A 26,400-nucleotide genomic window follows, 5' to 3' on the forward strand; every position below is an offset into this window, starting at 1 on the left:
GGGGTGGCTCATGTCTCATGTGGTGGCAACCGGAGCGGGCAAGGCGATGATGGAGCGTCGGAACGATCCGACGCACGACTACATCCTCGGACTCACGAGGAAGAAGAGACCTCGAGTCCTCTTCGTCGGAACCGCGACCGGAGACGACGCCGCGTACATCGTGAGCTTCTACTCCACGTACGACTCCGACCGGTGCGCACCGCACCATCTGCCGCTGTTCCACCGCGCGATCGACGACCTCGCCGGGTTCGTGAAGGGCTTCGACGTGATCCACGTGGGCGGCGGGAACACCGCCAACATGCTCGATGTGTGGAAGCGACAGGGTCTCGACGAGATCATGCGCGAGATGTGGGAGGACCCCGCCTCGAACGTCGTCTTCACGGGCGGCAGCGCCGGCGGCATCTGCTGGTTCGAGGGCGGCACCACCGACAGCTACGGTCCGACCCTTCAGGTGCTCCCCGAAGGACTGGGGTTCCTGCACGGCAGCTTCTGCCCGCACTACGACGCCGAGGACCAGCGGCGCCCGCTGTTCCACGACTCGCTCCTGAGCGGCGAGCTCGCCACGGGCTACGCGGTCGGCAATCTGCAGTCGCTGCACTTCGAGAACTCGGAGTTCGTGACCGCGATCAGTCCGGTCGAGAACCCCTTGGCTCTGCGGGTCGAGGCCATCGGCGGTCGTATCGTCGAGACCGAGCTCGCCACCGAGATCCTCGTCGGGGCGGCCCCGGTCACGAAGGGGCCGTCGTCATGAACGACAACGTGTGGATCCTGATCGCCCAGCTGATCGTCGTCATCCTCGCGATCTACATGGGCACCCGCACCAGCGGGATCGGCCTGGGCGTCTGGGGACTCGTCGGTGTCGCCGTGCTCGTCTTCGTGTTCGGCGAGGCGCCGGGCAACGCGCCGGTGGATGCGGTCTTCATCGTCATCACCGTCATCACCGCGGCATCGACCATGCAGGCCGCCGGCGGCATCGACTGGATGGTCTCGGTCGCGGCCAAGGTCATCAGACGCAAGCCGAAGTCGGTCGTCTTCCTCGCCCCCGCGATGTCGTTCCTCTTCACGGTCGGCGCCGGCACGGGCAACATCTTCTACCCACTGCTGCCGGTCATCTACGACGTCTCGTACCAGCAGAAGATCCGTCCGGAGCGGGCGCTGTCGGTCTCGGCGGTCGCCTCGCAGGTCGGCATCCTGTGCTCTCCGGTGTCGGCGGCGACGGCCTCGATGGTCGTGCTGCTCGCACCGCAGGGCGTCGACCTCGGCGGGCTGCTGCTGATCATGTGGCCGGCATCCATCGCGGGTCTCTTCGTCGCTGCGCTCGTCATGATGCGGCACGGCAAGGACCTCGAGGACGACCCGGAGTTCCAGCGTCGCCTGGCCGACAAGCAGATCAAGCCGCCGGCAGTGGATGCGCACGAGACCACGCTCCCTCGCACCGCAGTGCTCTCCGCAGCCCTGTTCCTGATCGGCGTCGGGGTCATCGTGCTGTTCGGACTCTTCCAGGGCCTGCGCCCGGTCATCGGGACGGATGACGCCGGCGACCCCGTGCGCCTCAGCGTCACCGTGATCATCGAGGTGGTCATGGGCGTCATCGCGGCTCTGATCTTCGTGTTCTGCAAGGTCAAGGCCGCCGACGTGCCGAAGCAGCCGACGTTCCCCGCCGGACTCGTCGGTGCCATCGCCCTGTTCGGTATCGCCTGGCTCGCGAACACCTTCGTCGCCGCGAACCAGACCCTGATCGTCGACGGCCTCGGCTCGGTCGTCTCGGGGTCTTCGGCGTTCCTCGGCGCACTGCTGTTCGCACTCGCCCTGTTCGCCGTCGCGATGCTCACGACCAGCCAATCGAGCGCGACCAACGCGATCGTGCCGATCGGCATCACGATCGGTCTGCCCGCACCGCTCCTGGTGGGTCTGTGGCCGTCGACCATGGGCATCTACACGCTGCCAGCCAACGGCAGTCAGGTCGCGACCGTCGCCTTCGACCAGACCGGGACGACGAAGATGGGCAGGTTCGTCTTCGACCACTCGTTCCAGCTGCCGAACCTCGTCTACGTGGGTGTCGCGATCATCGTCGGAGTGACGCTCTCGTTCCTGTTCTCCTGACATGACCGACCCCGACGGGACGGCCCGCTGACATGCCGGATGCCGTCGCCCGCGCGGCCCTGCGCCAGTTCCTGCTCGGACTGGCGCAGGGGATGAACGCGTCGGCCGAATCCGTCGACCGCATCCGCGACACCATGACCGAGGTGGCCGCAGCCTACGGCGGCGACGACACCGACTTCGTGGTGCTGCCGACCATCATCCTGGTCGAGACCGGCGGTGACGAGGAGTCGCGCGTCGCCATCCGCTCCGCGACCAACGCGTCCTTCCGCTTCGACCAGATCGCGGTGCTGTACGAGCTCATCGCGCGGGCGCGCACCGGGTCGGTCCCGCCGCTCGACGGCATCGCCCGGCTGAACGAGATCGGGGCGATGCGGCCGCGGCTCGGATGGGTGACCCGCACGCTCGGGCACGCCGTGCTCACGACCGGCCTCGCGCTGCTGCTCGCCCCCACCTGGCAGGGAGCGATCGTCGCTTTCGTGCTCGGCGCCGGCATCGGACTGCTCAAGCTCGTGCGTTCGCCCACCCTGCAGCTCGTGATGCCGATCGCCGCGGCCTTCGTGTGCGCGACCGCGGTGTTCCTTCTCGCCGAAGTGGTCGAGATCGGCGACCCCATCCGGCTGCTCATCGCCCCGCTGGTGACCTTCCTCCCCGGTGGCGTGCTGACGACCGCGACCGTCGAACTCGCGGCCGGGCAGATGATCTCAGGAGCCTCGCGCCTGATCTACGGCTTCGTGCAGCTCGCGCTGCTGGCGTTCGGCATCCTCGCCGCCGGCAGCGTGGTGGGCGTGGAGTCGCGCTCGTACGAGCCGCTGGCCACCGCATCCTTCCTCCCGTGGTGGGTGGCGCTCATCGGCATCCTGGTGTTCGCACTGGGGAACTATCTGCATTTCTCCGCGCCCGCGTCGACGTTCGGGTGGGTGCTGCTCGCGCTGATCGTCGCGTACGCGGGTCAGTGGGCCGGCGCGGTGCTGCTGGGTGCGACGATGGGCGGCTTCATCGGCGCGGTCGCGATGACCTTGGCCGTCTTCTGGATCGCCTCGCTGCGACACGGCGTGCCCGCGCAGATCACGTTCCTGCCCGCGTTCTGGCTGCTCGTCCCCGGCGCTGCGGGCCTGGTCGGACTCACCGAGGCGGTGGCCACCGACAGCGGCCTCGCCGATTTCATGACCGCGCTCGTGTCGGTCATGTCGATCGCGTTGGGTGTGCTCATCGGCACGGCCCTGTATCGCGTGGTGCACCACGGCGCCGAGGAGATCGTGCAGTTCGCGGTGGCTGCACCGACCGTGGTCGCCCGGGCTCCCCGCGTGTGGGAGCGTCTACTGCCCTGGCGTCGGCGTTAGGCCCGTCCGTCACCCCCGCCCCCACCCACCGCCCTGTCCCGGCCCCCGGCCACAGTTCCGCCCCCCACCCCGGGCACAACTTCGGAGACCGGGGCCGACACCCCGGGAAGGATGCCGTGGCGCCGGCGCGTCCAGCCTGATCTCCGAAGCTGTGCCCGCCAGCCGCCCGCCAGCCGCCCGCCCGCCCCCTACGACCGTCCCGGCGACAGCAGGGGCCGGGCGACCCTCGGCACGACCGCCGCGGCAGCGAGCGCGAGGGCGACTCCGAGCAGCGTCATCCCGACGCGCTCGATGAACCAGTGCGCGGGCGTCGCGGTGTCCTCGAGAAGCAGCATCGAGAGCACGACGAAGGTCGAGAAGAACGGGAAGACGTACCAGCGACTGCCCGCGGTGCCGGTGCCGACGGCCAGGACGACGATCAGCAGCAGCGCGAGCACGGCGGTTCCCGGAGCGATCGCGGCGACACCGCACGCGACCAGCGCTCCCCCGATGACCGAGAGCGCGCGCCCCCACCCGCGGCTGACGAGCGCGAGATGCTGCGGACGACAGACCAGGAGCGCGGCGGCGCACGCCCAGCCGGGGTGATCCACGCCGAGCGCGAAGCCGACGGCGGCCGCGACCGCACCGGCCAGCCCGATCTGGATGCCGTAGACGAGCATCGCCGAGCGTGTGGTGTCGGGGCGGGCCGGACGCGCGACCGCGACCCCGTCGGGCCAGAGCAACGAGACCACGAAGCCGTAGAACGAACCGGCCAGGAGCAGTGCTGCGGCGGCGAGCGCCGCCGACACCGAGGGGAACGAGAGGCCCACTCCGATGAGCGGGAGCCCGAGCAGCATGACCGGCGCCGCGAGACGTCGGGAATGATCGGCGGCGATCACGGCGACCCCGACGCACAGCACGAAGATCACCGCCACGGCGAGCGCGGGGATGCCGGAGACCACGGCACCGAGCAGCACCGCCACCGCAGCGATGGCACCGACCACCAGCGCCATCGCCCGCTGACGACGGCTGCTGGCCAGACCGAGCGCGGCGGCGGGGAGCACGCCGACGGCGAGAGCCAGTCCGGCCGACGGGTCGCTGAGCGTGGCGATGCCAGCGGGGGCGGCGAGGGCCACCCCATGCACGGCACTCCTCCACGACCACGCGACTGCAGACGCCATGACATCACTCTGGACGGTCCGGCGGCCGTGCGCCACCACTCCCGTCATCCGGCATCCAACATCCGCCCCGACACTCGCCCACCCCCGCCCACCCCCGGGCACAACTTCGGAGACGGCAGCCGACACCCCGACCTCGACGCCCTCTCCCCGGCGCGTCCGCCCGCATCTCCGAAGTTGTGCCCGCCACGCGCGTCAAACCGGCCGCGAGAAACTTCAGTATTCGGTGTTGCTAAGTACCGGTACCTAGTGTTACTTTGTACCGGTACCCAGCATCACTGAGTACCGAACAACGAATGAGAGGAGCATCCATGGGCAAGCAGATGACCGAGATGCTCAAAGGCACTCTGGAGGGCATCGTCCTCGCCCTCCTCGCCGAGCAGCCGGCCTACGGGTACGACATCACCGCACGCCTGCGCGACCACGGCTTCACCGACACCGCCGAGGGCACGGTCTACGCCCTCCTGGTGCGGATCGAGCAGCGCGGTCTCGTCGACGTCGAGAAGGTTCCGAGCGAGAAGGGACCGCCCCGCAAGGTGTACACCCTCAACGCGCAGGGCACCCACGAGCTGGCGGAGTTCTGGAAGACCTGGAACGTCCTCGCGCAGCGCATCGAAGAACTGAACACGACACACACCGACACCACCCAGAAGGAGAACTGATCATGGCTGCGAAATGGATCGAAGCCCTCACCGGATCGCTCGAGCAGAAGAAGCAGTACCGCCAGGCGAAGGCGCGCCTCGACGCCCTGCCCGAGCCCTACCGCGCGACGGCCGACGCCTTCCACCGGTACTTCATGTACTACGGAGGCATCACCGAGGGAGACACCCTCGTGCAGATGATCGTCGACTACGCCGACCTGTGGGAGCGCGCCGCGATCGACGGCACCCCGATCAGCGCGATCGTCGGCGACGACCCTGTCGAGTTCGCCGAGAACTTCGCCAGGGCGTACAGCGGAAAGCAGTGGATCGACAAGGAGCGCGCGCGCCTCATCAAGGCCGTCGACGAGGCCACGCAGACGGAGAAGGAATCATGACCGCAGCGATCAGCGTGCGGGGCATCGAGAAGTCCTACAAGGACCTGCACGTGCTCCGCGGCGTCGACTTCGAGGTGGCGCGGGGCAGCATCTTCGCGCTGCTCGGCTCGAACGGCGCCGGAAAGACCACCGTCGTGCGCATCCTGTCGACGCTCCTGAAAGCGGATGCCGGCACGGCGACCGTGCAGGGCGTCGATGTGGCCGCCGACCCCCTCGGGGTGCGGGAGCGGATCAGCCTCACCGGGCAGTTCGCCGCGGTCGACGAGATCCTCACCGGGCGCGAGAATCTGGTGCTGGTCGCCCAGCTCCGCCACCTCGCCGACCCCGGCGCGATCGCCGACGATCTGCTGGCGACGTTCCGCCTCACGGATGCCGGATCACGCAAGGTCGGCACCTACTCCGGCGGCATGCGGCGTCGACTCGACATCGCGATGAGCCTGGTCGGACACCCCGAGGTCATCTACCTCGACGAGCCGACCACCGGCCTCGACCCCGAGGCACGCCTCGAGGTGTGGCAGGTCGTGAAGGAGCTCGCGAACACCGGCACCACGGTGCTCCTCACCACCCAGTACCTCGACGAGGCCGAGCATCTGGCCGACCGCATCGCGATCCTGCACGAGGGGCGCATCATCGCAGGCGGCACGCTCGCCGAGCTCAAGAAGCTGCTGCCCGCCGCGAAGGTCGAGTACGTCGAGAAGCAGCCGACGCTGGAGGAGACCTTCCTCACCCTCGTCGGCGCCCCGTCTACGAAGGAGGCATCCGCATGAGCACGCACTTCGTCGCCGATACCGCGACGCTCACCGGCCGCTCCATGCGGCACATCTTCCGCAGCCCCGACACCATCATCACCACCGCGGTCACCCCGATCGCACTGATGCTGCTGTTCGTGTACGTCTTCGGCGGCGCCCTCCAGCAGAGCGCGGGCACCGAGAACTACGTGAACTACCTGCTGCCCGGCATCCTGCTCATCGCCGTGGCATCCGGCATCGCCTACACGGCGTTCCGCCTGTTCAACGATCTGCAGAGCGGCCTGTTCGAGCGGTTCCACTCCATGCCGATCGCCCGTTCGAGCGTGCTGTGGGCTCACGTGCTCACGTCATTGACGGCGAACGGCATCACCCTCGCGATCATCTTCGCCGTCGGGTTCCTGATGGGATTCCGCACCGGTGCCAGCCCGCTCGCCTGGCTCGGAGTCATCGGCATCCTGCTGCTGTTCACCCTCGCCCTCACCTGGCTGGCGATCATCGCCGGACTCAGCGCGAAGACGATCGACGGCGCGACCGCGTTCTCGTACCCGCTGATCTTCCTGCCGTTCATCAGCTCGGCGTTCGTTCCCACCGACACGATGCCCGGCCCGGTGCGCTGGTTCGCGGAGAACCAGCCGGTCACCTCGATCGTCGACACGATCCAGGCGCTCTTCGCCGAGAAGCCGGTCGGCACCGAGATCTGGGTCGCCTTGGCCTGGTGCGTCGGCATCCTCGTGGTCGCCTCCGTGCTCGCGGTCATCGCCTATCGGAAGAAGGTCGGATGACCGCGCTGCCTGAAACGCAGCGTAGGAGAAAACCCCGAGGTAGGAGCGGATGACAGCATCCGTCCTACCTCGGGGTTTTCTCCTACGCCTGTGCGGGAGGGATCAGATCAGCTGGTGACGACCCAGTCGAACTGGTCGCCGTACTGCTTCAGCCACTCATCCACGGCATCCGCTTCCTTGCCCTCGCCGTACTCGTTGACGACCAGGTCCTCCAGCGAACCGTACTGCTCGTCGTCGAGCTTGATCTTCTCGATCAGCTCAGCCGCCTCGGGGAACTCGTCCGCGAAGCCCTTGGTGCCCAGGAAGTGCAGGCCCTCGGCCTCGCCCATGGCGCCCTGGGGGTCTTCGAGGTCCTTCATGCCGAAGGAGTCGTTGGCCCAGAACGGACGCCACAGCGTGACGACGAGGTCCTCCTGCTTGTCGGTCGCGGCCTTGAGCTCAGTGAGCATCGCGGCGGTCGACGAGGTGACCAGCTGGTACTCGTCCTCGAGGCCGTATGCCGGGATCATCTTCTCGGTCTGGGCGGTCAGGCCCGCACCCGGCTCGATGCCGATGATCTTGCCGTCGAAGTCGGCACCCTTGCCCTTGAGGTCCTCGATCGAGGTGAGCTCGGAGTACTCCGGCACCGCGATGGTGAGCTTGGCGTTGTCGTAGTACGTGCCGAGGTCCTCGATGTCGTCACCGTACTGCTCCATGTAGGCCGCATGCGTCAGTTCGGGCCACGCCGAGGGGTACATGTCGACATCGCCCTGCGCGAGGCCGGTGTACAGCGGGCCGGCCTCGGTGAGCGTCTTCATCTCGACCGTGTAGCCGATCTTCTCGAGCTGGTTCTGCAGCAGGTATGCCGTGCTCAGGCCGTCGGTCCACGAGGGCAGGAAGCCCAGCGTGATCGTGCCCTTGTCGCCGGAGGCGCTGTCGTCGCCGCCGGAGCCGCCGCCGGTGCCGCCCATGCCGTCGCCGCTGCACCCGGCGAGGGTGAGGGATGCCGCGACGCCGAGCGCCGCGATGCTGAGGATCTTCTTCTTCATGCTGATCTGTCTCCTGGTTCCGTATGGATATTCGTACGTCTGTGTGTGCTGTGTTGCGGTGGTGCACCGCGGGGTCGGTCCGCCGCTCGCCGGCAGACGAGAGGCGATGCCGACCCCGCGGGGGTCAGCGCGTGAGCGCGGGGATGCGCTCTGCGGCGGGCTGCTCGTCCGTCGACGCAGCGGATGCCGCATCCGCGCGCTGCGTCGTCTTGCGGCGTGCGAGCAGGCCGAGAAGCGACGAGGGGTTCTGGCCGGCGGATCCCAGGGCGGCCGTGACGCGGTCGAGGAAGACCGCGATCAGCACGACACCGAGCCCGGCTTCCACACCCTTGGGGATGTTGATGGTCGAGATCGCCTCGACGACCATCTTCCCCAGACCGTCGGCGCCCGCCATTCCGGCGATGACCGCCATCGACAGGGCGAGCATGATGACCTGGTTGACGCCGGCCATGATGGTCGGCATCGCGAGCGGAAGCTGGATGCCGCGCAGGATCTGCCCCGGCTTCGCGCCAAAGGCCTGTCCGGCCTCGACGGTCTCGGAGTCGACACCGCGGATGCCGAGCTCGGTCAGTCGCACGCCGGGGGGCAGCGCGAAGATGACCGTCGCGACGAGCCCGGGGACCACGCCGATGCCGAAGAACACGATCGCCGGGATCAGGTACACGAAGGCCGGCATGGTCTGCATGAAGTCGAGCACGGGCTTGAGCACCGCGCGCACCGAGGAGTTGCGCGCCGACCAGATGCCCAGGGGCACGGCGATCAGCACGGCGACGATCGCGGCGACGAGTACCAGGGCGAGGGTCTGCATCGCCGGGACCCAGAGGTTCATGGCGACGATCAGTCCGAACGACACGACCGTGCCGATCGCGAGCTGCCACGAGCGCACGACCCACGCGATGAGGGCGGCGATCACGATGATGACCACGAAGTGCGGGCTCAGCAGCGCGCGGGTGAGCGAATCGACGAGGAAGCTCACGACGAACGAGACGACGTCGAGCAGACCGTCGAGGTTGGCCTTGATCCAGTCGACGCCGGTCGCGACCCAGGTTCCGATGGGAATGCGGAAACCGTCCATCAGCGCACCTCCCCGATCATGTTGTCGGTACTGCCCTGGGCCCCTGAGCCGCCCTGGGTCCCTGAGCTTGTCGAAGGGGGCGGATCCGCCGTCCAGCCGTCATCCAGCACGGCATCGATCTCGGCCTGCGGCATCGGCAGCAGCGGGAGCGTCAGCTCGCCGGTCGCACCGGGGCCGGGGCCCAGGGCGGCGAGCAGGGTGACGCGCGGGATGACCCCGACCAGGCGGCCTTCGGCATCCGTCACCGCGAGCGGCAGAGGAGACTCGACCGAGGGCACGAACAGGTTCATCAGCACCTCGTCCTCGCTCACGCTCTGCGGCACGGGCTTGATGACGTCGCGCAGGGTCGACGTGCCGTTGCGCACGAGCTTCACGGCGTCACGGTCGGTCACGATGCCCAGCAGCTTGCGATCGCGGCCCGTCACGTAGGTCGCAGACATGTAGGCGTCGCGCATCTGGCGCAGGGCCGTGCGCGGACCGGCGGTGTCGGGGACGACGGGGCGCGCCCGCTCCATGACGTTCGCCGCCGTGAGCACGCGGGCGCGGTCGACGTCCTGCACGAACTGCTCGACGTAGTCGTTTGCGGGGTCGGTGAGGATGTCCTCCGGCGTGCCGATCTGCACGATGCGACCGTCGCGCATCACGGCGATCCGGTCGCCGAGGAACATCGCCTCGTTGAGGTCGTGCGTGATGAAGACGATGGTCTTCTGCAGCTTCTCCTGCAGTTCGAGCAGCTGCTCCTGCATCTCACGGCGGATGAGCGGGTCGAGGGCGCTGAACGCCTCGTCCATCAGCAGGATGTCGCTGTCGGCCGCGAGCGCGCGGGCGATGCCGACGCGCTGCTGCATGCCGCCGGACAACTCGGATGGGAGCTTCTCGGCCTGGCCCTCGAGCCCGACGAGCCCGAGGATCTCCTCGGCCTTCGCGAGGCGCTCGGCCTTGCCGACACCCTTGAGCTCGAGCGGGTAGGCGACGTTCGCGGCCACCGTGCGGTGCGGCAGCAGCGCGAAGTGCTGGAACACCATCGAGATGCGGTCACGGCGGATCTCGCGCAGGCGCGAGCTCGGGATGCCGGTGATGGCGTCGCCGTTCACGATGACCGAGCCGTCGGTGGTCTCGTGCAGACCGTTGAGCATGCGGATGATGGTCGACTTGCCGGAGCCGGAGAGCCCCATGATCACGAAGATCTCGCCCCGGTTCACGGTGAAGCTGGCGTCGATGACGGCGGCGGTTCCGGAATCGGTGACGTCTGCTCTGCTCTCACCGGCCTTCAGTCGACGGACGGCGGCGCTCGGATTCTTCCCGAACACCTTGTACAGATTGCGCGCTTCAAGAGCGATTTCGGACACGTTTCCCCTGCGGCTCGCCTTCGGGTGGCTGAGCCTGCTTCGGTTACGCCCGGGTGACGCTCCCGGCCGTTTCGAGAAAGGTGCTGTGGCGGCGCGGACGGCGGATTTCGGATCCACCGCGATAGAGCATCGACCGTACGCCCACGCCTCTTCGCAGCACAGCTCATCGAAAGAAGGACGTGGCCGCGGACTGGTCTTCGGACCGTCAGGCCCGCATTCCAACGTAACGAAATGGCCGGTCAGGGGCAAATCCCGCCGCCGTGGGATGCGCCGCTTTCACCGTCTGACCGGGGATTGCATAGGGTTCTGTCAGTTTCCCGTGCAGCGGGTTCGCGCACCCGACGAGGGGTCGGCACACGCCGCGACGCGGGGTCCGGACGCGGCGCGTCTCGACCCCTCGCGGAGGGCATCAGCCGCGTCGGATGCCGCGTCGGATGCTGCGCGTGACCGTGAACTTCGCCGTGCGCTGCAGCTGCTCGGTCGGACCGATCAGACGGGTCAACTCGGGCCGGTACGAGAGCGAGGAGTTGTACACCGTGAGCAGCTCTCCGCCCGGCCTCAACAGACGCGCCGCGGCCTCGAACAGACGGGTGGCCGCGCCGACATGGATGCTGTTGCCGAGGTGGAACGGCGGGTTCAGCAGCACGACATCGGCCCCACCGTCGGGGAGGTCGGACGCGGCATCGTCGTGCATCACGGTGATGCGGTCGGCGAGGCCGTTCGCCGCGACGCTCGCGCGGGCCGAGGCGACGGCCGCGGCCGAGCGATCGGTGGCGATGACGCGCACGTCGGGGTGCGCGAGGGCGTAGGCGATCGCGAGGGCACCGGTGCCGCAGCCGAGGTCGACCACGGTCGGCACGGCGTCCCTGTCGTTCACAACTCCGGAAGAACGGGCGGTTTCGGGCCGAATCGACCCCGAATCGGCGTAGTCGGCCCCGGTTCTGAGGAGTTGTGAACGACCAGACCCGAGCACATCGAGCAGCACCCGCGTGCCGATGTCGATCCGGGCGCCCGCGAACGCGCCCCCGAAGGCCACGAGGCGGAACCCGTCGTGCGCCGCGGTCACAGGGAACGGCGGGGTCGCCGGCACCTCACGCGGCTCCTTCGCGACCAGCAGCCGCGATTTGCGCGCTGCCCGCTCGGCCTGCACCAGGGCGAAGCTGCGCCCCAGCACCTCGTTCTGGGTGAGGGTCATGTGCTTGACGCGGCCTCCGGCGATGAGCACCACGTCGGGCGCGGCCCAGCGGGCGACGGCATCGGCGATCTGCTCGAGCTCGGCCAGCGCCTTCGGCAGCTGCAGCAGCACGAGCCGCGCACCGTCGAGCAGGTCCGCGTCGAGCTCATGCGCGCCGAAGCCGTCGAGTCCGAGCTCCTGCGCGTTGCGAGCGAGCGCGCGACGACCGGTCGCGAGGTCCTGGTGCACGCGGATGCCGCCCACTCCGGCATCCGTCAGGGCCAGCGTGATCGCGCCGTACTCGTCGCCGATCACGGCCACGTCCGAGCCGTCGAGCTCGCGCGCGGCGATGGTCTCGAGTGCCCTCTCGACGAGCAGCAGATCGGTGGCGTCATGCGCCTGGAGGTTGTCCGCCTCGACGTCGGGCCACCGGCGCAGGCGACTGTAGGGGAACTCCGGCACCAGCCCACTGTACGCGGCGTCCGTAAGGATTTCGCATGCGTTGTTTCACCGTATTCACAACATTGTGAATCAGGCGTACGCTCCCGCGCATGACCACCGTCATCGCCACCCGGAACCTCACCAAGCACTACGGACACGTGCACGCTCTCGACGGGCTCGACCTGACCGTCGAGCAGGGACAGGTGCACGGGTTCCTCGGCCCGAACGGCGCGGGCAAGTCGACCACGATCCGCGTCCTCCTCGGCCTCGCCCGCCGCACCGGCGGCACCGCCACCGTGTTCGACGACGACCCGTGGCAGCGCGCCGTCGAACTCCACCGGCGCATCGCGTACGTCCCCGGCGACGTCAGCGTGTGGCCGAACCTGTCGGGTGGCGAAGCCGTCGACCTCCTCGCCCGGCTCCGCGGCGCCCGCACGAAGGACGACCCCTATCAGCACGAGAAGAAGCGCCTCACCGAGGCGTTCCAGTTCGACCCGCGCAAGAAGGGCCGCGCGTACTCCAAGGGCAACCGGCAGAAGGTCGCACTGATCGCCGCGTTCGCCGTGCCCGCCGACCTGTACATCCTCGACGAGCCCACAAGCGGGCTGGATCCGCTGATGGCGGTCATCTTCCAGCATGAGGTCGCCCGCGCGCAGGCGAACGGCGCGACAGTGCTGCTGTCGAGCCACATCATGAGCGAAGTGGAACAGCTGTGCGACCGGGTGTCGATCATCCGCGCCGGCCGCATCGTCGAGACCGGCACCCTCGGCGAGCTGCGGCACCTCACCCGCAGCGACGTGTCGTTCACCCCGTCCGGAGCCACTCTCGACCAGGTCGCCCGCATCCCCGACGTGCACGATCCGGCGATGCAGGGCGACCGCATCCGTCTCGCCGTCGACAGCGACCGCACCTCCGTCGTGCTGCCCGCCCTCGCCGCGCTCGGCATCAGCGATCTGCGGGTGGCTCCCCCCTCGCTCGAGGAGCTGTTCCTGCGCCACTACGGCGACGACCTCGCCAGCCTCGAGGCGGCAGAGGAGGGCGGAGCGGATGACTCCACGCCCCGCACCCGTCGCGCCCGGCGCGAGCAGAGCGGTCGTGCGTGATGTCCCGCTTCGGCGTGCTGCTGCGGCAGCGGCTGCGGAGGGACTGGCTGCAGCTGACACTGTGGATCGTCGGCACCGCGCTGATGGCGTTCGCCGGATATGCGGGGGTCACGCAGTCCTACGCGACTCTCGCCGACCGGCAGAACATCCTCACTGCGGCGCTCGCGAACCCGGTGATCCTGATGTTCCGCGGACTACCGTCCGGCACCTCGGAGGGAGCCTTCCTCGCCTTCGAGGTCCTGCCCTGGCTCGCCCTGCTCGCGGCCCTCATGAGCAGCTTCCTCGCCGTGCGGCACACCCGCGGCGACGAAGAGGCCGGACGATCCGAGCTCGTCTGGGCGACGCCGGCCGGGCGCCGACTGCCGACGGTCGCGACCGCCGTGCACGGCATCATCGCGAATCTCCTCCTCGCCGCGCTGACCGCGCTGGCGCTGATCGCCACCGGGTTGCCGGCGGCCGGCTCGGTGCTCGCGGGGGCAGCAGCGGGCGCGTGCGGCGTCGCGTTCCTCGGCATCGCGCTGCTGGCCGCGCAGCTCATGCGCACGTCGCGGGGAGCGAACTCCCTCACGATCTGGGTGCTGGTGGCGACCTTCCTGATCCGCGGCATCGGCAACGCAGCCGGCACGCCGAGCGACGATCTGTCCCGCATGACGAGCGCGTGGCCCGCCTGGCTCTCGCCGTTCGGATGGGCGGAGCAGACCCGCCCGTTCGACGCCGACCTGGTGGCACCGATGTTCCTCGCCCTGGGCTTCGGGCTCGTGCTCTCCGCGGCAGCCGTGGGCCTGCAGTCGGTGCGCGACATCGATGCCAGCTTCGTGGCGGAGCGGCGCGGGCGGGCATCGGCACCCGCAGCTCTCGCATCTCCGCATGCGCTGGTGTGGCGGTTGACCGCAGGATCGATCGTCGGCTGGGCGGTCGGCGGCGCCATCACCGGCATCCTCGCGACGACGCTGAGCGGTCTGGTCGACCGGATCTCGGGCGAGAACCCCGCGGTCGCCGACATCCTGAAGAAGATCGGCGGCGCGACCGGTGGTCTCGACGAGGTCGTGGTGACGGTGTTCTTCACGCTGCTCGGCATCCTCGCCGCGTGCTGCGCCGTGCAGACCGTGGTGCGGGCCAGGCAGGAGGAGGCCAGAGGCACGGCGGAGGCGGTGTGGGCGACGCCGGTCGGCCGCGTGCGCTGGCTCGCGGACTTCGTCATCGTCGGCGTGGTCGCAGCGCTGATCGTGATCGCCGCCGCCGTGGTGGCCGGATGGATCGGCGTCTGGTCGAACGGCGGCGATGACACCCTCTACCGGATCGTCGCGGTGGCGGGTCTCGGCCAGGCTGTCGCCGCGTCGATCTTCGCCGTGCTCACGGCCGTGGTGTTCGCGCTGCTGCCCCGGGCGACGGCGGCCGTGGCGTGGAGCCTCGTGCTGCTCGCGGCCCTGTTCGGGATGTTCGGGCCGCTGTTCGGCCTGCCCGAGTGGAGCGCGAACCTGTCGCCGTTCGCCGTGACGCCCGTGGTCGACGGAAGCGGGGTGGATGTGCGCGGGCTGTGGTGGCTGGTGCTCGTCCTGGCTGCCGGCGGCGCGTCCGCCTTGACCCTGATGCGGCGGCGCGAACTCGCCCCCGGCGCCTAGGAGGACCGATGCCCGACGACACCACCGACGGCATCGACGCCGCTGCAGCACACCGCGCCGTCGAACCCGCGGAGCAGGCGGCGGCGATGATGACCGCCGCCGGAATGGCCCGCATGCCGGCGCGGGTGATGATGGCGCTGGTCGCCGCTCCCGAGGGCGGATACACGGCGGCCGAGCTCTCGGAGCGACTCGGCGTCTCCGCCGCCGCGGTGTCGGGTGCGGTGCGCTACCTGCAGCAGCTGCACTTCATCCAGCGCCGGTCGCGGCCGGGCGATCGCCGCGACCGCTACGAGTTCGTGCACGATCCGTTCGTCAGCTCGATCGTCGGGAACCTGCCCGTCTACTCCCGACTCTCGGAGTACATCGACGACATCGCCGCCGAGCACGCCGACGACCAGGGTGCGCATGACCGCGCCCGGGAGCTCGCCGAGTTCTTCCGCTTCCTCTCGACGCGGATGCTGCAGATCGTCGACGACTGGCGCGCGCAGCGCCGTGACACCCCGTCCTGACGGCATCCGCCCGCGCGTGGCGACCGCCCCGTGCACGACTTCGGAGATCGTCGACGACACGCCGCACCCGGACAGCGGATGCCGGCGCGCCGCCGCTCGACTCCGAAGCTGTGCCCGCCCTCTTGACAGAACCCCGGTTGCATGGTTACTTAGTCGAGTAACTAACCCACTAACCGACCGGAGGACTCGTGATCGAAGAAGGCAAGCCGCTCTTCCTCCAGATCGCCGAGCAGATCGAGGACTCGATCCTCGACGGCTCTCTCGCCGAGGAAGCACAGGCTCCTTCCACGAACGAGCTCGCCGCGTTCTATCGCATCAACCCGGCCACCGCAGCGAAGGGAGTCGCCATGCTCACCGACAAGGGAGTGCTGTACAAGCGCCGCGGCATCGGCATGTTCGTCGCCGACGGCGCCAAGGAGCTGCTTCTGGGCGAACGGCGTGCCGCCTTCGCCGACCGTTTCATCGACCCGCTCCTCGCCGAGGCCCGAACGCTCGGGCTCGGCGCCGACGACCTCGCGGACCTGCTCCGGCAGCGCGCCGCGCACACCACCACCGCAGAAGGGAAGAACCCCGCATGACCGCCGTCATCGAGGTGCAGAACCTCACCAAGACCTATAAGGACACGCGCGCGCTCGACAACATCTCGCTCTCACTCGAAGGCGGCGCGATCTACGGCCTGCTCGGCCGCAACGGCGCCGGCAAGACGACGCTGATGTCGATCCTCACGGCGCAGAACTTCGAAACCTCCGGCACGGTCCGGGTCTTCGGCGAGCACCCCTACGAGAACACCCGCGTCCTCGGCCGGATCTGTTTCGTCCGCGAGAGCCAGAAGTACCCGGACGATGCCTACCCGAAGCACGCGTTCAAGGCCGCGAGCCTGTTCTTCCCGAACTGGGACCAGGGCTTCGCCGACGAGCTCATCGCCCAGTTCCAGCTGCCGATGAAGCAGACGATCAAGAAGCTGTCACGCGGTCAGCTGTCGGCGGTCGGCGTGATCATCGGACTCGCCTCCCGCGCCGATCTCACCTTCTTCGACGAGCCCTACCTCGGTCTCGACGCCGTCGCACGGCAGATCTTCTACGACCGGCTGCTCGAGGACTACGCCGAGCATCCGCGCACCGTCATCCTGTCGTCGCACTTGATCGACGAGGTCTCCAACCTCATCGAGAAGGTCATCGTGATCGACAACGGCACGATCCTCCTCAACGAGGACACGGATGCCGTGCGCGACCGTGCCGTCACGGTCGTCGGCGATGCCGCCACGGTCGACGGATGGGTCGGCTCTCGTGAGGTGCTCCACCGCGAATCGCTCGGACGCGTCGCCTCGGTGACCGTGCTGGGCGCGCTGTCGGCCGCCGAACGCACAGAGGTCAGCGCGCTCGGCCTCGACCTGGCCCCGGTCTCGCTGCAGCAGCTCGTCGTCCGTCTCACCCAGAAGGCGGAAGCACAGTCCGCCGCGAAAGAGGAGGTCCGCTGATGCGACGCACACTCAACGTCATCCGCCTGCAGTTGATCAACCGCCAGACCTTCATCTGGGTGCCGCTGATCATCCTCGGCAGCGTCACCGTCCTCGGGGTGCTGATCTACGCGATGATCCCGGGCGACGGGCCGAAGTACATCGGGGCAGGCCAGGCACCGCTCTGGTACTTCTTCGCAATCGGCATCTCGGCGATGACCCTCACCTTCCCGTTCTCGCAGGCCATGAGCATCACCCGCCGGGAGTTCTTCACCGGCACGCTGCTCACCGCGATCCTGGGCAGCGCGTTCCTCGGGGTGATCTTCCTGATCGGCGCCGGCATCGAGATGGCTACGAACGGCTTCGGCCTGAACGGCTACATGTTCTACCTGCCGTGGCTGTGGGAGGCCGGTCCCTTCGGCGCCTTCGTCGCCTACTTCACGCTCGCCCTGCTGCTGTTCGTGCTCGGTTTCACCGGGGCCACGATCTACAAGAGCTGGGGCCCGACGGTGCTCACGATCACGGGCATCGGGCTCGCACTGGTGCTGGTCGGGCTCCTGTTCCTCGCGACGCGGCTCGAACTGTGGCTCGACGTGTGGCGCACGCTCGGCACCCTCGGCGCGTTCGGCCTCGCTCTGTGGGGACTGGTCGTGGTCGCCGTGCTCAGTGGAGTCTCCTTCCTCGCCTTCCGGAGGGCGATCCCCTGAACTCAACCCACCCGCCTCGGATATCGGATGCCGCGCCCGCACTCCCTCGTGCGGCGCGGCATCCGTCGTTCCGGGCGTGCTGAGGTCAGATCCGGTCGTCGGCCGCGAGCAGATCGATCTGCCACGGACGGCTGTCCGGATCGGCGGGGTCATGCGCCTCGACGGCCGCCGACACCACGTCGTCGATGCGCTCCATCAGCGCCTCGAACTCGGCGCCGGTGAGCCGCACCGAGCGCTGCGAGAACGTCGCGTGCACCTCGGTGGCGCGTCCGCTGATGTAGTCGGGGGACCAGGCGAGCACCCGGCGCAGCATGTCGTGATGCTCCTCGGCGATCGCGTTCAGCATCACACCGCCGAGCACCTCGTCGGCGACCGGATTCTCAGGGCCACCGAGGTTCAACGCCTGCTTGCGCGCCACCCACACACGATCGCGGCGATCACGAGCATGCTCCGGAGCCTCCTCGATCAACTCCGCGTCGGCGAGGACGCGCAGATGGAAGCTCGCACTGTTGGCCGCGACCCCCAGCTCCTCGGCGATGTCGGCCGCCCGCAGGTGTCCGCGCTGTCGGAACAGCTGCAGCATCTGCCGGCGAAGCGGATGCGTGTACGCCTTGAGCATGGCCGATGTCATCCACACCGGATCGGGCCGCTTCTGCTCCTCGCTCATGTCGTGAGTCTATCCGCACCCGAAATTGCGCAATAAGACTTGCGCAATAGTTCTTGCGCATCTACTCTCGACCCATGACCACCGTGACCGCCCCGCATCGCCTGTGGCGCAACACCCGCTACCTGACCTGGCTCGTCAGCGATACGAGCAAGGGACTCGCGGCCGCGCTGTTCGCGTTCGCGATCCCGCTGCTCGCCCTGATCATCACGAACGACCCCGCTCAGGCCGGCATCATCGGCGCCGCGGCAATGGCGGCTCGCCTGCTCACGACGCTCGCCGGCGGCATCCTCGCCGATCGTCATCCGCGCATCAGGCTGATGCTGTGGGGGTCGCTGATCGGCATCCTGCTGGCGGGGGCGTTCACGGCCCTCGCCCTCTCCGGCTCGCTGACCTTCACCACGCTGCTCGTGATCGACGTGCTGCTCGCCGCCCGCAGCGGACTGTTCGACGTCGCAGGCGAGAGCGCGATCAAGGAGATCGTGCCCGACGACGGCATGGGACGCGCGCAGGCCGCGAACCAGGGGCGGGATGCGGCGCTGCAGCTCGCCGGCGGACCGCTCGGCGGCCTGCTGCTGGGCGTGGGCGGATGGCTCGTCGGCGCCGTGATGACCGTCTGCCACGTGATCGCCGCGCTGACGGCATGGATGCTGGGGCGCGGCCGCTCGGGCGAAAACCGAGACGATGCCGACGAGCCGCGGAGCGCCGGGCCACGACCCGCCGGCGCCGCGACGGATGATCCCGGTTTCGACACTGCCCCCGCCGCGAGACCGAACGCCTGGCGGGAGATGCGGGAGGGCTTCACCTGGCTGCTCTCCCGACCCGATCTCGGCGGCGTGCTGCTGATCACCACGATCATCAACCTGGGCTTCAACGCCGCGATCACCACGGTGATCTACGCACTGCAGCAGGACGGCTATCCGGAGCTGCTGATCGGCACACTCTCGGCGGGGATCGGGATCGCGATGCTCGCCGGGGCGATCGTGGCACCGCTGCTCGTGCCGCGCATCGGGGCCGGCATGCTGACGATCGTCGGGCTCGCGGTCGCCGCCGCCGCCGTGATCGTGCTCTCGATGGTGACCACACCGTGGGCGATCATCGCGGTACTCGGCACCGCCGTGCTGCTGCTGCCGTCGCTCAACGCCAGCATGATGGGCTACTTCATGGTCGCCACCCCGACGCAGCTGCTCGGGCGCGCCAACAGCGCCGCCGGCGTGCTGGGCATGGGCGCGATGCCGCTCGCGCCGCTGATCGCGGGCTTCGGTCTGACGATGCTCGGTCGGCAGTGGACCATCCTCGTGTGCGCGGCCCTGTGCCTGATCGCGGTCGCGCTGGCCATCGGCAACCGGGCGCTGCGCGCACTGCCGGTCGAGTCGCAGTGGGCCGAGCACGCGAAGCAGTTCGAGGTACGGTGAGGCGCCGCATCAGGCTCCCCTAGGGTGGCGTGTGGGCGGCAGCGCCCTGAGGAGGCGTGATGCAGGAACGACGATGGCCGGCGATCGCCGTGCAGACAGCCGGACTCCTCGCCGCCGCCCTCGCCGTCACCTGGACGATCGCGCACCTGATCTCCGTGACGGTGCACTCGCCCTCGCAGTTGCGCGACGTGGCCTTCGGATGGCCGATCCCCTGGTACCACCAGGACCTCACCCGCTACCAGCCCGTCGACTATCCCGCCACGGTCGAGATCGTGGGCGATCGGGTCGATCCGGTTCCGACGACCGTGGACTGGCTCGCGCTCGTCGGCGATGTCGTGCTGACGACGCTCGTGCTCTGGGCCGTCGTGGCTGCACTCATCCAGCTGTTCGGGCCCGCCCTGCGCCGCACGCTGGCAGAGCGCGAGCGCTGACCGGCCCCGCCCTCGTGTGGGAGAGCTCCGAGCATCCGCCGCCCCGGACACAACTTCGGAGACCGTCAGCGACACGCCGGCGATCGACACCGGATGCCGGCGCGTCGCCTGTGAACTCCGAAGCTGTGACCGGGCTACGCGGCCGAGAACAGGGGACCAAGGGTCACAGTGCGCCGGTGAGCGCAGCGATGCCGACGAGCACCGAGACCAGCGCGAGAACCAGGGCGATCGAGATCAGCACCACGTGCACGGTGAGGAACGGGGTCGCCTTGCCGTTCGCGTCACGGGCCCGCGGATCCTTCGCGACCCGCTTGTAGAACTGCGGCCAGACGACGGCGTTGAAGGCGGCGTTGAGGAAGAGCACGATGGCGAGGGGGATCACCTCTCCACGCTATCGGCATCGGCATCCGCGTGAGCTGCGCCGTCATCCGCCGGGCCCGCCCCGTCATCCGCGCGGGACTCGCGCCGTCATCCGCGCGGCCTGCAGGAGGATGTTCCACCTGCAGGATGACTCGCCGCGAAACGGTCCTGCATTCCGGGCTTTCTCCTGCAAGCGGCACGGCACGCCCCGGGAACGGATGCCGACAGCGGATGCCATGACACCCGATGTATCAGGAAACCCTTGCCGTGCTCCTGGTAGATGTGATCACAATGGGCTTCATGATCGACGGTGCACCCGGCGCCGCACTCGATCCTGCATCGGAGAACGGGCCGGCGCGCTGGCAGCGGGCAGCCGATCTCTTCGACGCATGGCGCGAGGGCGATGGCCGCGCGATGGACGAGCTGGTGCGTCTGATGACGCCTGTGCTCTGGCACGTCGTGCGCGCCTACGGGCTCGAACGCACCCTCGCGGAAGACGTCGTGCAGACGACCTGGTTGCAGCTGGTGCGCGGTCAGGTATCCATCGCCGATGCCCGCGCGGTCTCGGCGTGGCTGACGACCACCGCCCGCCGTGAGGCCTGGCGGGTGGGCAAGGCGCAGGGCCGCGTGGACACCACCGACACGGACGACCTCGACGTCCTGCTTCCCGAGCAGCAGTCTGCCGAGGAGCACGCGACGCTCAGCGACGAGAAGCGGCGGCTCTGGGCGGCCGTGACGCGCCTGGCCGAGCGCTGCCAGCGACTGCTGCGCGTCATCGCCTTCGACGACCGTCCCGACTACACCCGCCTCGCCGCCGACCTCGCCATGCCGATCGGGAGCATCGGCCCGACCCGCCAGCGTTGCCTCGCCAAGCTCCGCGCCATACTCGATGCGCCGACCGCGCCGAGCACAGGAGGTCTCGCATGAGCGATCACGACGACGCCGAGGTCTTCACGCAGCTGCGTGCGCTCTGGCGTGAGATCGACCCCGTACCTGCGACGCTGATCGATCGCATGATCGCCGCGGTCGCCTCCGACGGGCTGAGCCAGGAGTACGCCCTGCTGACCCTGGTCGAGAACGAGCTGGGTCCGGTGCGGGGAGACGCCGATGCGCTGACCCTGCAGTTCAGCGACGGGGTCACCAGCATCCTGCTGCACGTGACGACCACGGCATCCCAGCGCCGACGCGTCGATGGATGGGTCGACACCGCCGCCGCCGAGATCACGCTCGTCCAGGGCGAGAAGTCGCGCACGACAGAGCCGGCAGAGACCGGACGCTTCTCCTTCGACGACGTACCGCCCGGACTCACACGGGTGCATCTGACGACGACCGGCTCCGAGGGGGAACCCCGCACGCTGTCGACGCCGCAGTTCGAGTTGTAGACCGCCTTCGGGCGCAGGGGCGGGGTCACCCGCACGGAGAGGATGACCGATGGAGCAGCCCAGAGGGTGGACCTGGCAGGACCGCGCGGAAGGATCGATCCGGCGGGGCACCGCGCTCGATCCGAGCCTGGAACCCGTGGACGGCATCCGCGCCTTCCCCACCGCCTATCTGCCCGAACGGCTGCTGATCACCCAGGACCTCGAGGACAACGAGGCGTACGACCGGGAGATCCGCACGCTGCGAGACGCCGCGGACAGCTTCGGATGGCTGCTCGAGATCGAGCAGGTCGAGGGCGGCGAGCGCGAGCTCGTGCCCGGAGTGCCGGGGTTCCTGCGTGCGCACCTGACCACGCCCGACGAGCCGGGGCGTGGGGAGTCCCCGGTCGCACCGGACGCCTGGCGCGTGCTGCAACGGGCTCGCCGGATGTCGCGGTCGGTGATGCCGCGCACCGGCCTGGAGCACGTGCTGTCGATCGACCCGGTCGGACTCAACCCGTTCAGCCGTACGAACCCGTTCAGCCGTACGAACCCGTTCAGTCGCACGAACCCGGTGGAAGGACGAGGCGCCGGCAGCGACGACTACCTCGAACCGGGCAGAGGAGCGCGGCAGCCGGTGACCTGGCTCGGCCCCGCACCGCGCCGCGGGCCCGCCCCGAAGCGCGGTCGTCGGCCCGTGGTCGCGGTGCTCGACACCGGCTGCGGGGTGCACGACTGGCTGCCGGATGACATCGTGACCCGGCACCTGGAGCTCGACGGCGTGCCCATCGGCCTCACGGATGACGCCGACCCCGAGCGCTATCCCGATCTGTACGGGCAGCTCGATGGCGAGATCGACGCCGTCGCCGGACACGGCACGTTCATCGCCGGCATCATCCGACAGGCTGCGCCGGATGCCGACATCGTCTCGGTCCGCGTGGCCGGAGCGCTCGGGGTCGTGGACGAGAGCGCCCTGCTCGAGAGCCTGGCGCAGGTCATCGAGCTGCTGCGTCGATACCGGGAGGACCCGAAGACCGGGCATCCGATCGACGTGCTCAACCTGTCGCTCGGGTATTACCACGAGACCCCCGTCGACGGTCAGTTCAGCCGCACCCTCTACGCCCTGCTCGCCAAGGCGCGCGAACTGGGGTGCGTGGTCGTGTGCTCGGCGGGAAACGACGCGATCGACCGCCCCTCGTTCCCGGCGTCGCTGTGGCCCTGGCCCGGCGCCGACAACGGCATCGGACCCGACCGCGGCGCCCCGCACGTGTCGGTCGGCGCGCTGAACCCGTCCGGCCGCTCGGTCGCCCTGTTCTCGAATGTCGGACCGTGGGTGCGGGTGTACGCACCGGGCGCAGCCGTGGTCAGCACCTCACCGGCCTTCGTCGGTGGAGCCCAGGCGACGACCAGGGCCGACGTCGACGGACTGCACCGCGAGACGATCGACCCGGACGACTACCGCGGCGGCTTCGCCGTGTGGAGCGGCACCTCGTTCGCAGCGCCATACGTCGCCGGCCTCATCGCCGCACGCCTCGGCGTCGTCGGTGCCGGGCGCACGGATGCCGCATCCGCCGTCAAGGCCGTCGTGACGACGCTCCCTTCGCCGACGGACTGAGCCCGGCGCGCCTCCCGCCCGAGCCCGCGACCGCCGGCGCGACCCGCGACCGCCGGCGCGACCTGCGACCGCCCGCGCGATGTGCGACCGCCCGCGCGTCCTGCAGGAGATGCCGCGGACTGCAGGAGGAATACACGGCGATTCCTCCTGCATCCCGCCATTCCTCCTGCAGGTGGGCAGGAGACAGGATGCCGACCCGCGCCGCCGAGACGGGATGCCGACACGGGCCGACGAAACCGGGATGCCGCGGCCCGGACAAGTCCCCGGCTCTTCCGCCCGGGCGCGGGGCACGGCATTCTGGGACGATGCCCCTGTCCGCACAAGAGCTGCACCGGCGCGGGGTCGAAGCGGCCAACTCCCGACGGTTCGCGGCGGCCCGGCGTGCGCTGGCGACGGCATCCGCTCGGACGGATGACCCCGACCTGCGCGCCCGCATCGATGGCACCCGGGCGTATGTGCTCGCGCAGACCGGAGAGCCTGCCGAGGCCGAGCGCCTCTGCCGCGAGGCCCTCGACCGTGACGGACTGACCGACGAGACGGTCGCGGTGCTCAGCGGACAGCTCGGCACGCTGCTGATGCACTCCGGGCGGCTGGAAGAGGCCGAGACGATGCTCACGCGTTCCATCGAGGCGATGAGCGCCGAGACGACCGAGCTCGCGAACTGCCTCATGAACCGCTCGATGCTGCGGATGCAGCAGCATCGGCTCGAGGCGTGCGTCGCCGATCTGCAGCGCGCGGTCGCCGTGTACGAGGCGAACGGCGACGATGAACCTCTCGCGGAGGCACGTCACAACCTCGGCTACGCGGCGCTGCTCGGCGGCGACCTGGTCACGGCGCTGGCTCTCATGACCCGTTCCCGTCCGACCCTCGCGGAGATGAGCGACCTGTCGGCGGCGATCAGCGACCTCGACCGTGCCGAGGTGCTGCGCGATGCGGGTCTCACCACCGAAGCAGAAGCCCTGCTCGGCCAGGTCGCGGTGCAGTTCGGGGCGCAGCGGATGCGGCAGGCCCGGGGAGAGGCCGAGCTGCATCTCGCCCGTTCGCTGCTGCGCCACGACGTGACCGCCGCCGAGCGCGCAGCACGCACCGCGGCGCGCCGGTTCGCTGCGCTGGGCAGCGCCGGGTGGGAGGCACGGGCCGACGCCGTGCGGCTGGAGGCCCGGCTGAGCGGCACCTCGCGGCGGCGCCCGAGCGAGGACGAGGTGAGGCGCACGGCCTCGGCACTCGATCGCGCCGGGCTGCGCACCGAGGCGACGGCCTTGCGCCTCAGCGCACGACGAGACGGCGGGGGACGGCTCCCGACCGTCGCCGACGACGCCCCCGCGCCGCTGCGTTTGCGCGTGCACGAGGTACGGGCCGCGCGCGCCGCCTCGGCCGGACGCCCCCGCGACGCCCTTCACGCCGCAGCCGAAGGGCTCGATCTGCTCGCAGGGTGGCAGCAGTCGTTCGGCGCGCTCGACCTGCAGGCCTCCGTGGCGATGCAGGGGAGCGAGCTCGTCTTCGCCGGGCTGACGGCGGCCGCGCGCACCCGCGATCCGGAGACGCTGTTCGCCTGGTCCGAGCGGGCACGGCATCTGAGCCAGCAGGTCGCGCCGCTGCGCCCTCCGCACGACGACGCGCTCGCGACGGATCTCGCCGAACTGCGGATGCTGCGCGCCGACCTCGCAGGTCACGACTGGACGACCGACGCCCGCGTGCGGGTACTGCGGGATCGGGTGCGGGAACGGCAGTGGTCCTCGACCGGCTCCAGGGGCACGAACGAACGCGTCGACCTCGCCGAGACCACGGCCCTGCTCGACGCGGACACCGCCGTGCTCGCCTACGTGTTCACCGGCGCTGCGCTGCACTGCGTCGTGGTGACGCCATCCGCTGCCCGCATCGTCGACCTGTCGCTGTCGCGCGTGCAGTCGGCGCTGGACGGACTGCGCGCCGACCTCGACGTGGCCGCCCTCACGCGCGGCGGACCGATGGCCGAGGTGATCGCCCGCTCGCTCGACGCGCGCCTGGCCGTGCTCGATGCCGAACTCCTCGCACCAGTGCGGGGATCGGCGCGGCAGCTGGTGGTGACCTCGCCCGGCATCCTCGCCGGAGTGCCCTGGGCGATGCTCCCCGGCATGCACGGCACCCCGTTCACGCTCGCGACCTCGGTCTCACGGTGGAGCGCCGATCGTCGTCGTCCCGGCGAGAAGGGCGCCCGCATCGGATTCGCCGCCGGCCCTCGCGTGCCGCGCGCCGCTGAGGAGATCCGCCAGGCTGCCGCAGCGTGGGGCGCTTCCCCGGTGCAGCTGTACGGACCGGAGGCGACCGTCTCGGCCGTCACGACCCTCGCCGGCACGAGCGACCTGCTGCACATCGCCGCCCACGGCCGCCACGCGGTCGACAACCCACTGTTCTCCGGCTTCGAGCTGGCCGACGGCACCCTGTTCGGCTACGACGTCGACCTGATCCCGACCGTGCCGGACACGGTGATCCTCTCGGCATGCGAGCTCGGCCGCTCCTCGGTGCGGTGGGGTGAAGAGGCCCTCGGCATGACGCGGGTGTGGCTGCATGCGGGAACGCGCTGCGTGATCGCGGCGCCGGTGGTGGTGCCGGATGACGTGGCGTGCGAGCTGCTCAGCGCGGTGCACGGCGAACTCGCGGGCGGTGCGACCCCCGCTGCGGCTCTGGCCGCGGCATCCGTCTCGACCGGCCATCGCGCGCCGTTCCAGTGCCACGGCAGCGGATTCTGAACTTTTTCTCCATTCGGTGTATCACCGCGGAGGGTCGGCGCTCCTGTTCTTCGGAAGGTGTCATGCGGAGGGCCTCGGAGAGTCGGGGCGCAAGGGAGGCGCAGTCAACGCGGAGTCTCGCGCACTGGGGAGTGCGAGACGACGTGGACACCAACTGCTCAGAGTGTGCAGCGGTATGCAGCCGTGACGCGCTCGCG

General features: G+C 69.6%; 26 protein-coding genes. 19 read left to right on the forward strand and 7 right to left on the reverse strand.

The genetic code is table 11. The features are described from left to right. Positions 1 to 10: 10 nt before the first annotated feature. The 3 genes from ACIOVG_RS06785 to ACIOVG_RS06795 are packed head-to-tail and all read left to right on the forward strand — an operon-like array spanning position 11 to position 3,443. Positions 11 to 751 carry a Type 1 glutamine amidotransferase-like domain-containing protein gene (locus ACIOVG_RS06785; protein ID WP_400870620.1) on the forward strand — a complete coding sequence of 247 codons (741 nt, stop codon included), beginning with the start codon at positions 11 to 13 and terminating at the stop codon, positions 749 to 751. Then, positions 748 to 2,103, forward strand: coding sequence for an anaerobic C4-dicarboxylate transporter family protein (locus ACIOVG_RS06790; protein ID WP_400870623.1), 1,356 nt, complete (start codon positions 748 to 750; stop codon positions 2,101 to 2,103). Before ACIOVG_RS06785 ends, ACIOVG_RS06790 begins: the two co-directional genes overlap by 4 nt. Positions 2,104 to 2,135: 32 nt before the next feature. Beyond that, positions 2,136 to 3,443 carry a threonine/serine exporter ThrE family protein gene (locus tag ACIOVG_RS06795; RefSeq protein ID WP_400870626.1) on the forward strand — a complete coding sequence of 436 codons (1,308 nt, stop codon included), beginning with the start codon at positions 2,136 to 2,138 and terminating at the stop codon, positions 3,441 to 3,443. A gap of 188 nt (positions 3,444 to 3,631) precedes the next feature. On the opposite strand, the gene ACIOVG_RS06800 is transcribed toward ACIOVG_RS06795, so the two are convergent. Then, positions 3,632 to 4,603, reverse strand: a complete 972-nt coding sequence (locus tag ACIOVG_RS06800; protein WP_400870629.1) for an FUSC family protein — start codon at positions 4,601 to 4,603, stop codon at positions 3,632 to 3,634. Between the two features lie 308 nt (positions 4,604 to 4,911). Between ACIOVG_RS06800 and ACIOVG_RS06805 the strand changes: the two genes are divergently transcribed. The 4 genes from ACIOVG_RS06805 to ACIOVG_RS06820 are packed head-to-tail and all read left to right on the forward strand — an operon-like array spanning position 4,912 to position 7,167. Further along, a complete protein-coding gene (locus tag ACIOVG_RS06805) occupies positions 4,912 to 5,262 on the forward strand; it encodes a PadR family transcriptional regulator (protein WP_400870631.1) in 351 nt (116 codons plus the stop codon). A 2-nt stretch (positions 5,263 to 5,264) separates the two neighbouring features. After that, entirely contained in the window at positions 5,265 to 5,636 is a 372-nt protein-coding gene (locus tag ACIOVG_RS06810) for a DUF1048 domain-containing protein (RefSeq protein WP_400870634.1), read from the forward strand. Continuing rightward, positions 5,633 to 6,403: an ABC transporter ATP-binding protein gene (locus tag ACIOVG_RS06815; protein ID WP_400870637.1), complete on the forward strand. Its 771-nt coding sequence runs from the start codon at positions 5,633 to 5,635 to the stop codon at positions 6,401 to 6,403. Before ACIOVG_RS06810 ends, ACIOVG_RS06815 begins: the two co-directional genes overlap by 4 nt. Beyond that, positions 6,400 to 7,167, forward strand: coding sequence for an ABC transporter permease (locus ACIOVG_RS06820; RefSeq protein WP_400870640.1), 768 nt, complete (start codon positions 6,400 to 6,402; stop codon positions 7,165 to 7,167). The genes ACIOVG_RS06815 and ACIOVG_RS06820 overlap by 4 nt, the downstream gene beginning before the upstream one ends. 107 nt (positions 7,168 to 7,274) lie before the next feature. Here the strand turns inward: ACIOVG_RS06820 and ACIOVG_RS06825 are convergent, their stop codons facing one another. The 4 genes from ACIOVG_RS06825 to ACIOVG_RS06840 form a co-directional block, all read right to left on the reverse strand. Continuing rightward, positions 7,275 to 8,195, reverse strand: a complete 921-nt coding sequence (locus ACIOVG_RS06825; RefSeq protein ID WP_400870643.1) for a glycine betaine ABC transporter substrate-binding protein — start codon at positions 8,193 to 8,195, stop codon at positions 7,275 to 7,277. 124 nt (positions 8,196 to 8,319) lie between these two features. Next, positions 8,320 to 9,270: an ABC transporter permease gene (locus tag ACIOVG_RS06830; RefSeq protein WP_400870646.1), complete on the reverse strand. Its 951-nt coding sequence runs from the start codon at positions 9,268 to 9,270 to the stop codon at positions 8,320 to 8,322. After that, positions 9,270 to 10,619 carry a glycine betaine/L-proline ABC transporter ATP-binding protein gene (locus ACIOVG_RS06835; protein ID WP_400870649.1) on the reverse strand — a complete coding sequence of 450 codons (1,350 nt, stop codon included), beginning with the start codon at positions 10,617 to 10,619 and terminating at the stop codon, positions 9,270 to 9,272. The genes ACIOVG_RS06830 and ACIOVG_RS06835 overlap by 1 nt, the downstream gene beginning before the upstream one ends. Before the next feature lie 409 nt (positions 10,620 to 11,028). Then, positions 11,029 to 12,255, reverse strand: a complete 1,227-nt coding sequence (locus ACIOVG_RS06840) for a class I SAM-dependent methyltransferase (RefSeq protein WP_400870652.1) — start codon at positions 12,253 to 12,255, stop codon at positions 11,029 to 11,031. An 89-nt stretch (positions 12,256 to 12,344) separates the two neighbouring features. Between ACIOVG_RS06840 and ACIOVG_RS06845 the strand changes: the two genes are divergently transcribed. The 6 genes from ACIOVG_RS06845 (at position 12,345) to ACIOVG_RS06870 (ending at position 17,631) form a co-directional block, all read left to right on the forward strand. After that, a complete protein-coding gene (locus ACIOVG_RS06845; protein ID WP_400870655.1) occupies positions 12,345 to 13,337 on the forward strand; it encodes an ATP-binding cassette domain-containing protein in 993 nt (330 codons plus the stop codon). Next, positions 13,337 to 14,959, forward strand: coding sequence for an ABC transporter permease (locus ACIOVG_RS06850; protein ID WP_400872696.1), 1,623 nt, complete (start codon positions 13,337 to 13,339; stop codon positions 14,957 to 14,959). The genes ACIOVG_RS06845 and ACIOVG_RS06850 overlap by 1 nt, the downstream gene beginning before the upstream one ends. 8 nt (positions 14,960 to 14,967) lie before the next feature. Beyond that, positions 14,968 to 15,468 (forward strand): GbsR/MarR family transcriptional regulator, encoded by a 501-nt coding sequence (locus ACIOVG_RS06855; protein ID WP_400870657.1) that lies wholly within the window; start codon positions 14,968 to 14,970, stop codon positions 15,466 to 15,468. 188 nt (positions 15,469 to 15,656) lie between these two features. After that, positions 15,657 to 16,046: a GntR family transcriptional regulator gene (locus ACIOVG_RS06860; RefSeq protein ID WP_400870659.1), complete on the forward strand. Its 390-nt coding sequence runs from the start codon at positions 15,657 to 15,659 to the stop codon at positions 16,044 to 16,046. Further along, positions 16,043 to 16,945, forward strand: a complete 903-nt coding sequence (locus tag ACIOVG_RS06865) for an ABC transporter ATP-binding protein (RefSeq protein ID WP_400870662.1) — start codon at positions 16,043 to 16,045, stop codon at positions 16,943 to 16,945. The genes ACIOVG_RS06860 and ACIOVG_RS06865 overlap by 4 nt, the downstream gene beginning before the upstream one ends. Next, positions 16,945 to 17,631: a hypothetical protein gene (locus ACIOVG_RS06870; RefSeq protein ID WP_400870665.1), complete on the forward strand. Its 687-nt coding sequence runs from the start codon at positions 16,945 to 16,947 to the stop codon at positions 17,629 to 17,631. The genes ACIOVG_RS06865 and ACIOVG_RS06870 overlap by 1 nt, the downstream gene beginning before the upstream one ends. A gap of 85 nt (positions 17,632 to 17,716) precedes the next feature. Here ACIOVG_RS06870 and ACIOVG_RS06875 read toward each other — a convergent pair whose 3' ends face one another. Then, positions 17,717 to 18,298, reverse strand: coding sequence for a winged helix-turn-helix domain-containing protein (locus ACIOVG_RS06875; RefSeq protein WP_400870668.1), 582 nt, complete (start codon positions 18,296 to 18,298; stop codon positions 17,717 to 17,719). A 74-nt stretch (positions 18,299 to 18,372) separates the two neighbouring features. Between ACIOVG_RS06875 and ACIOVG_RS06880 the strand changes: the two genes are divergently transcribed. Both ACIOVG_RS06880 and ACIOVG_RS06885 read left to right on the forward strand, forming a co-directional pair. Next, positions 18,373 to 19,710: an MFS transporter gene (locus ACIOVG_RS06880; protein ID WP_400870671.1), complete on the forward strand. Its 1,338-nt coding sequence runs from the start codon at positions 18,373 to 18,375 to the stop codon at positions 19,708 to 19,710. A gap of 59 nt (positions 19,711 to 19,769) precedes the next feature. Further along, positions 19,770 to 20,141 (forward strand): hypothetical protein, encoded by a 372-nt coding sequence (locus ACIOVG_RS06885; protein ID WP_400870674.1) that lies wholly within the window; start codon positions 19,770 to 19,772, stop codon positions 20,139 to 20,141. A gap of 163 nt (positions 20,142 to 20,304) precedes the next feature. On the opposite strand, the gene ACIOVG_RS06890 is transcribed toward ACIOVG_RS06885, so the two are convergent. Beyond that, entirely contained in the window at positions 20,305 to 20,523 is a 219-nt protein-coding gene (locus tag ACIOVG_RS06890; RefSeq protein ID WP_400870677.1) for an SCO4848 family membrane protein, read from the reverse strand. 278 nt (positions 20,524 to 20,801) lie between these two features. On the opposite strand from ACIOVG_RS06890, the gene ACIOVG_RS06895 reads away from it, so the two are divergent. The 4 genes from ACIOVG_RS06895 (at position 20,802) to ACIOVG_RS06910 (ending at position 26,203) form a co-directional block, all read left to right on the forward strand. Further along, complete coding sequence (locus ACIOVG_RS06895) at positions 20,802 to 21,428, forward strand: RNA polymerase sigma factor (RefSeq protein ID WP_400870679.1); 627 nt, start codon at positions 20,802 to 20,804, stop codon at positions 21,426 to 21,428. After that, positions 21,425 to 21,883 carry a hypothetical protein gene (locus tag ACIOVG_RS06900; protein WP_400870681.1) on the forward strand — a complete coding sequence of 153 codons (459 nt, stop codon included), beginning with the start codon at positions 21,425 to 21,427 and terminating at the stop codon, positions 21,881 to 21,883. The genes ACIOVG_RS06895 and ACIOVG_RS06900 overlap by 4 nt, the downstream gene beginning before the upstream one ends. 49 nt (positions 21,884 to 21,932) lie before the next feature. Then, positions 21,933 to 23,474 carry a S8 family peptidase gene (locus ACIOVG_RS06905; RefSeq protein ID WP_400870684.1) on the forward strand — a complete coding sequence of 514 codons (1,542 nt, stop codon included), beginning with the start codon at positions 21,933 to 21,935 and terminating at the stop codon, positions 23,472 to 23,474. 305 nt (positions 23,475 to 23,779) lie between these two features. Further along, positions 23,780 to 26,203 carry a CHAT domain-containing protein gene (locus ACIOVG_RS06910; protein ID WP_400870687.1) on the forward strand — a complete coding sequence of 808 codons (2,424 nt, stop codon included), beginning with the start codon at positions 23,780 to 23,782 and terminating at the stop codon, positions 26,201 to 26,203. Positions 26,204 to 26,400: the final 197 nt, after the last annotated feature.

Origin of the sequence: Microbacterium sp. NPDC087591 (genome assembly GCF_044743625.1) — a bacterium.
Classification (GTDB): Bacteria; Actinomycetota; Actinomycetes; order Actinomycetales; family Microbacteriaceae; genus Microbacterium.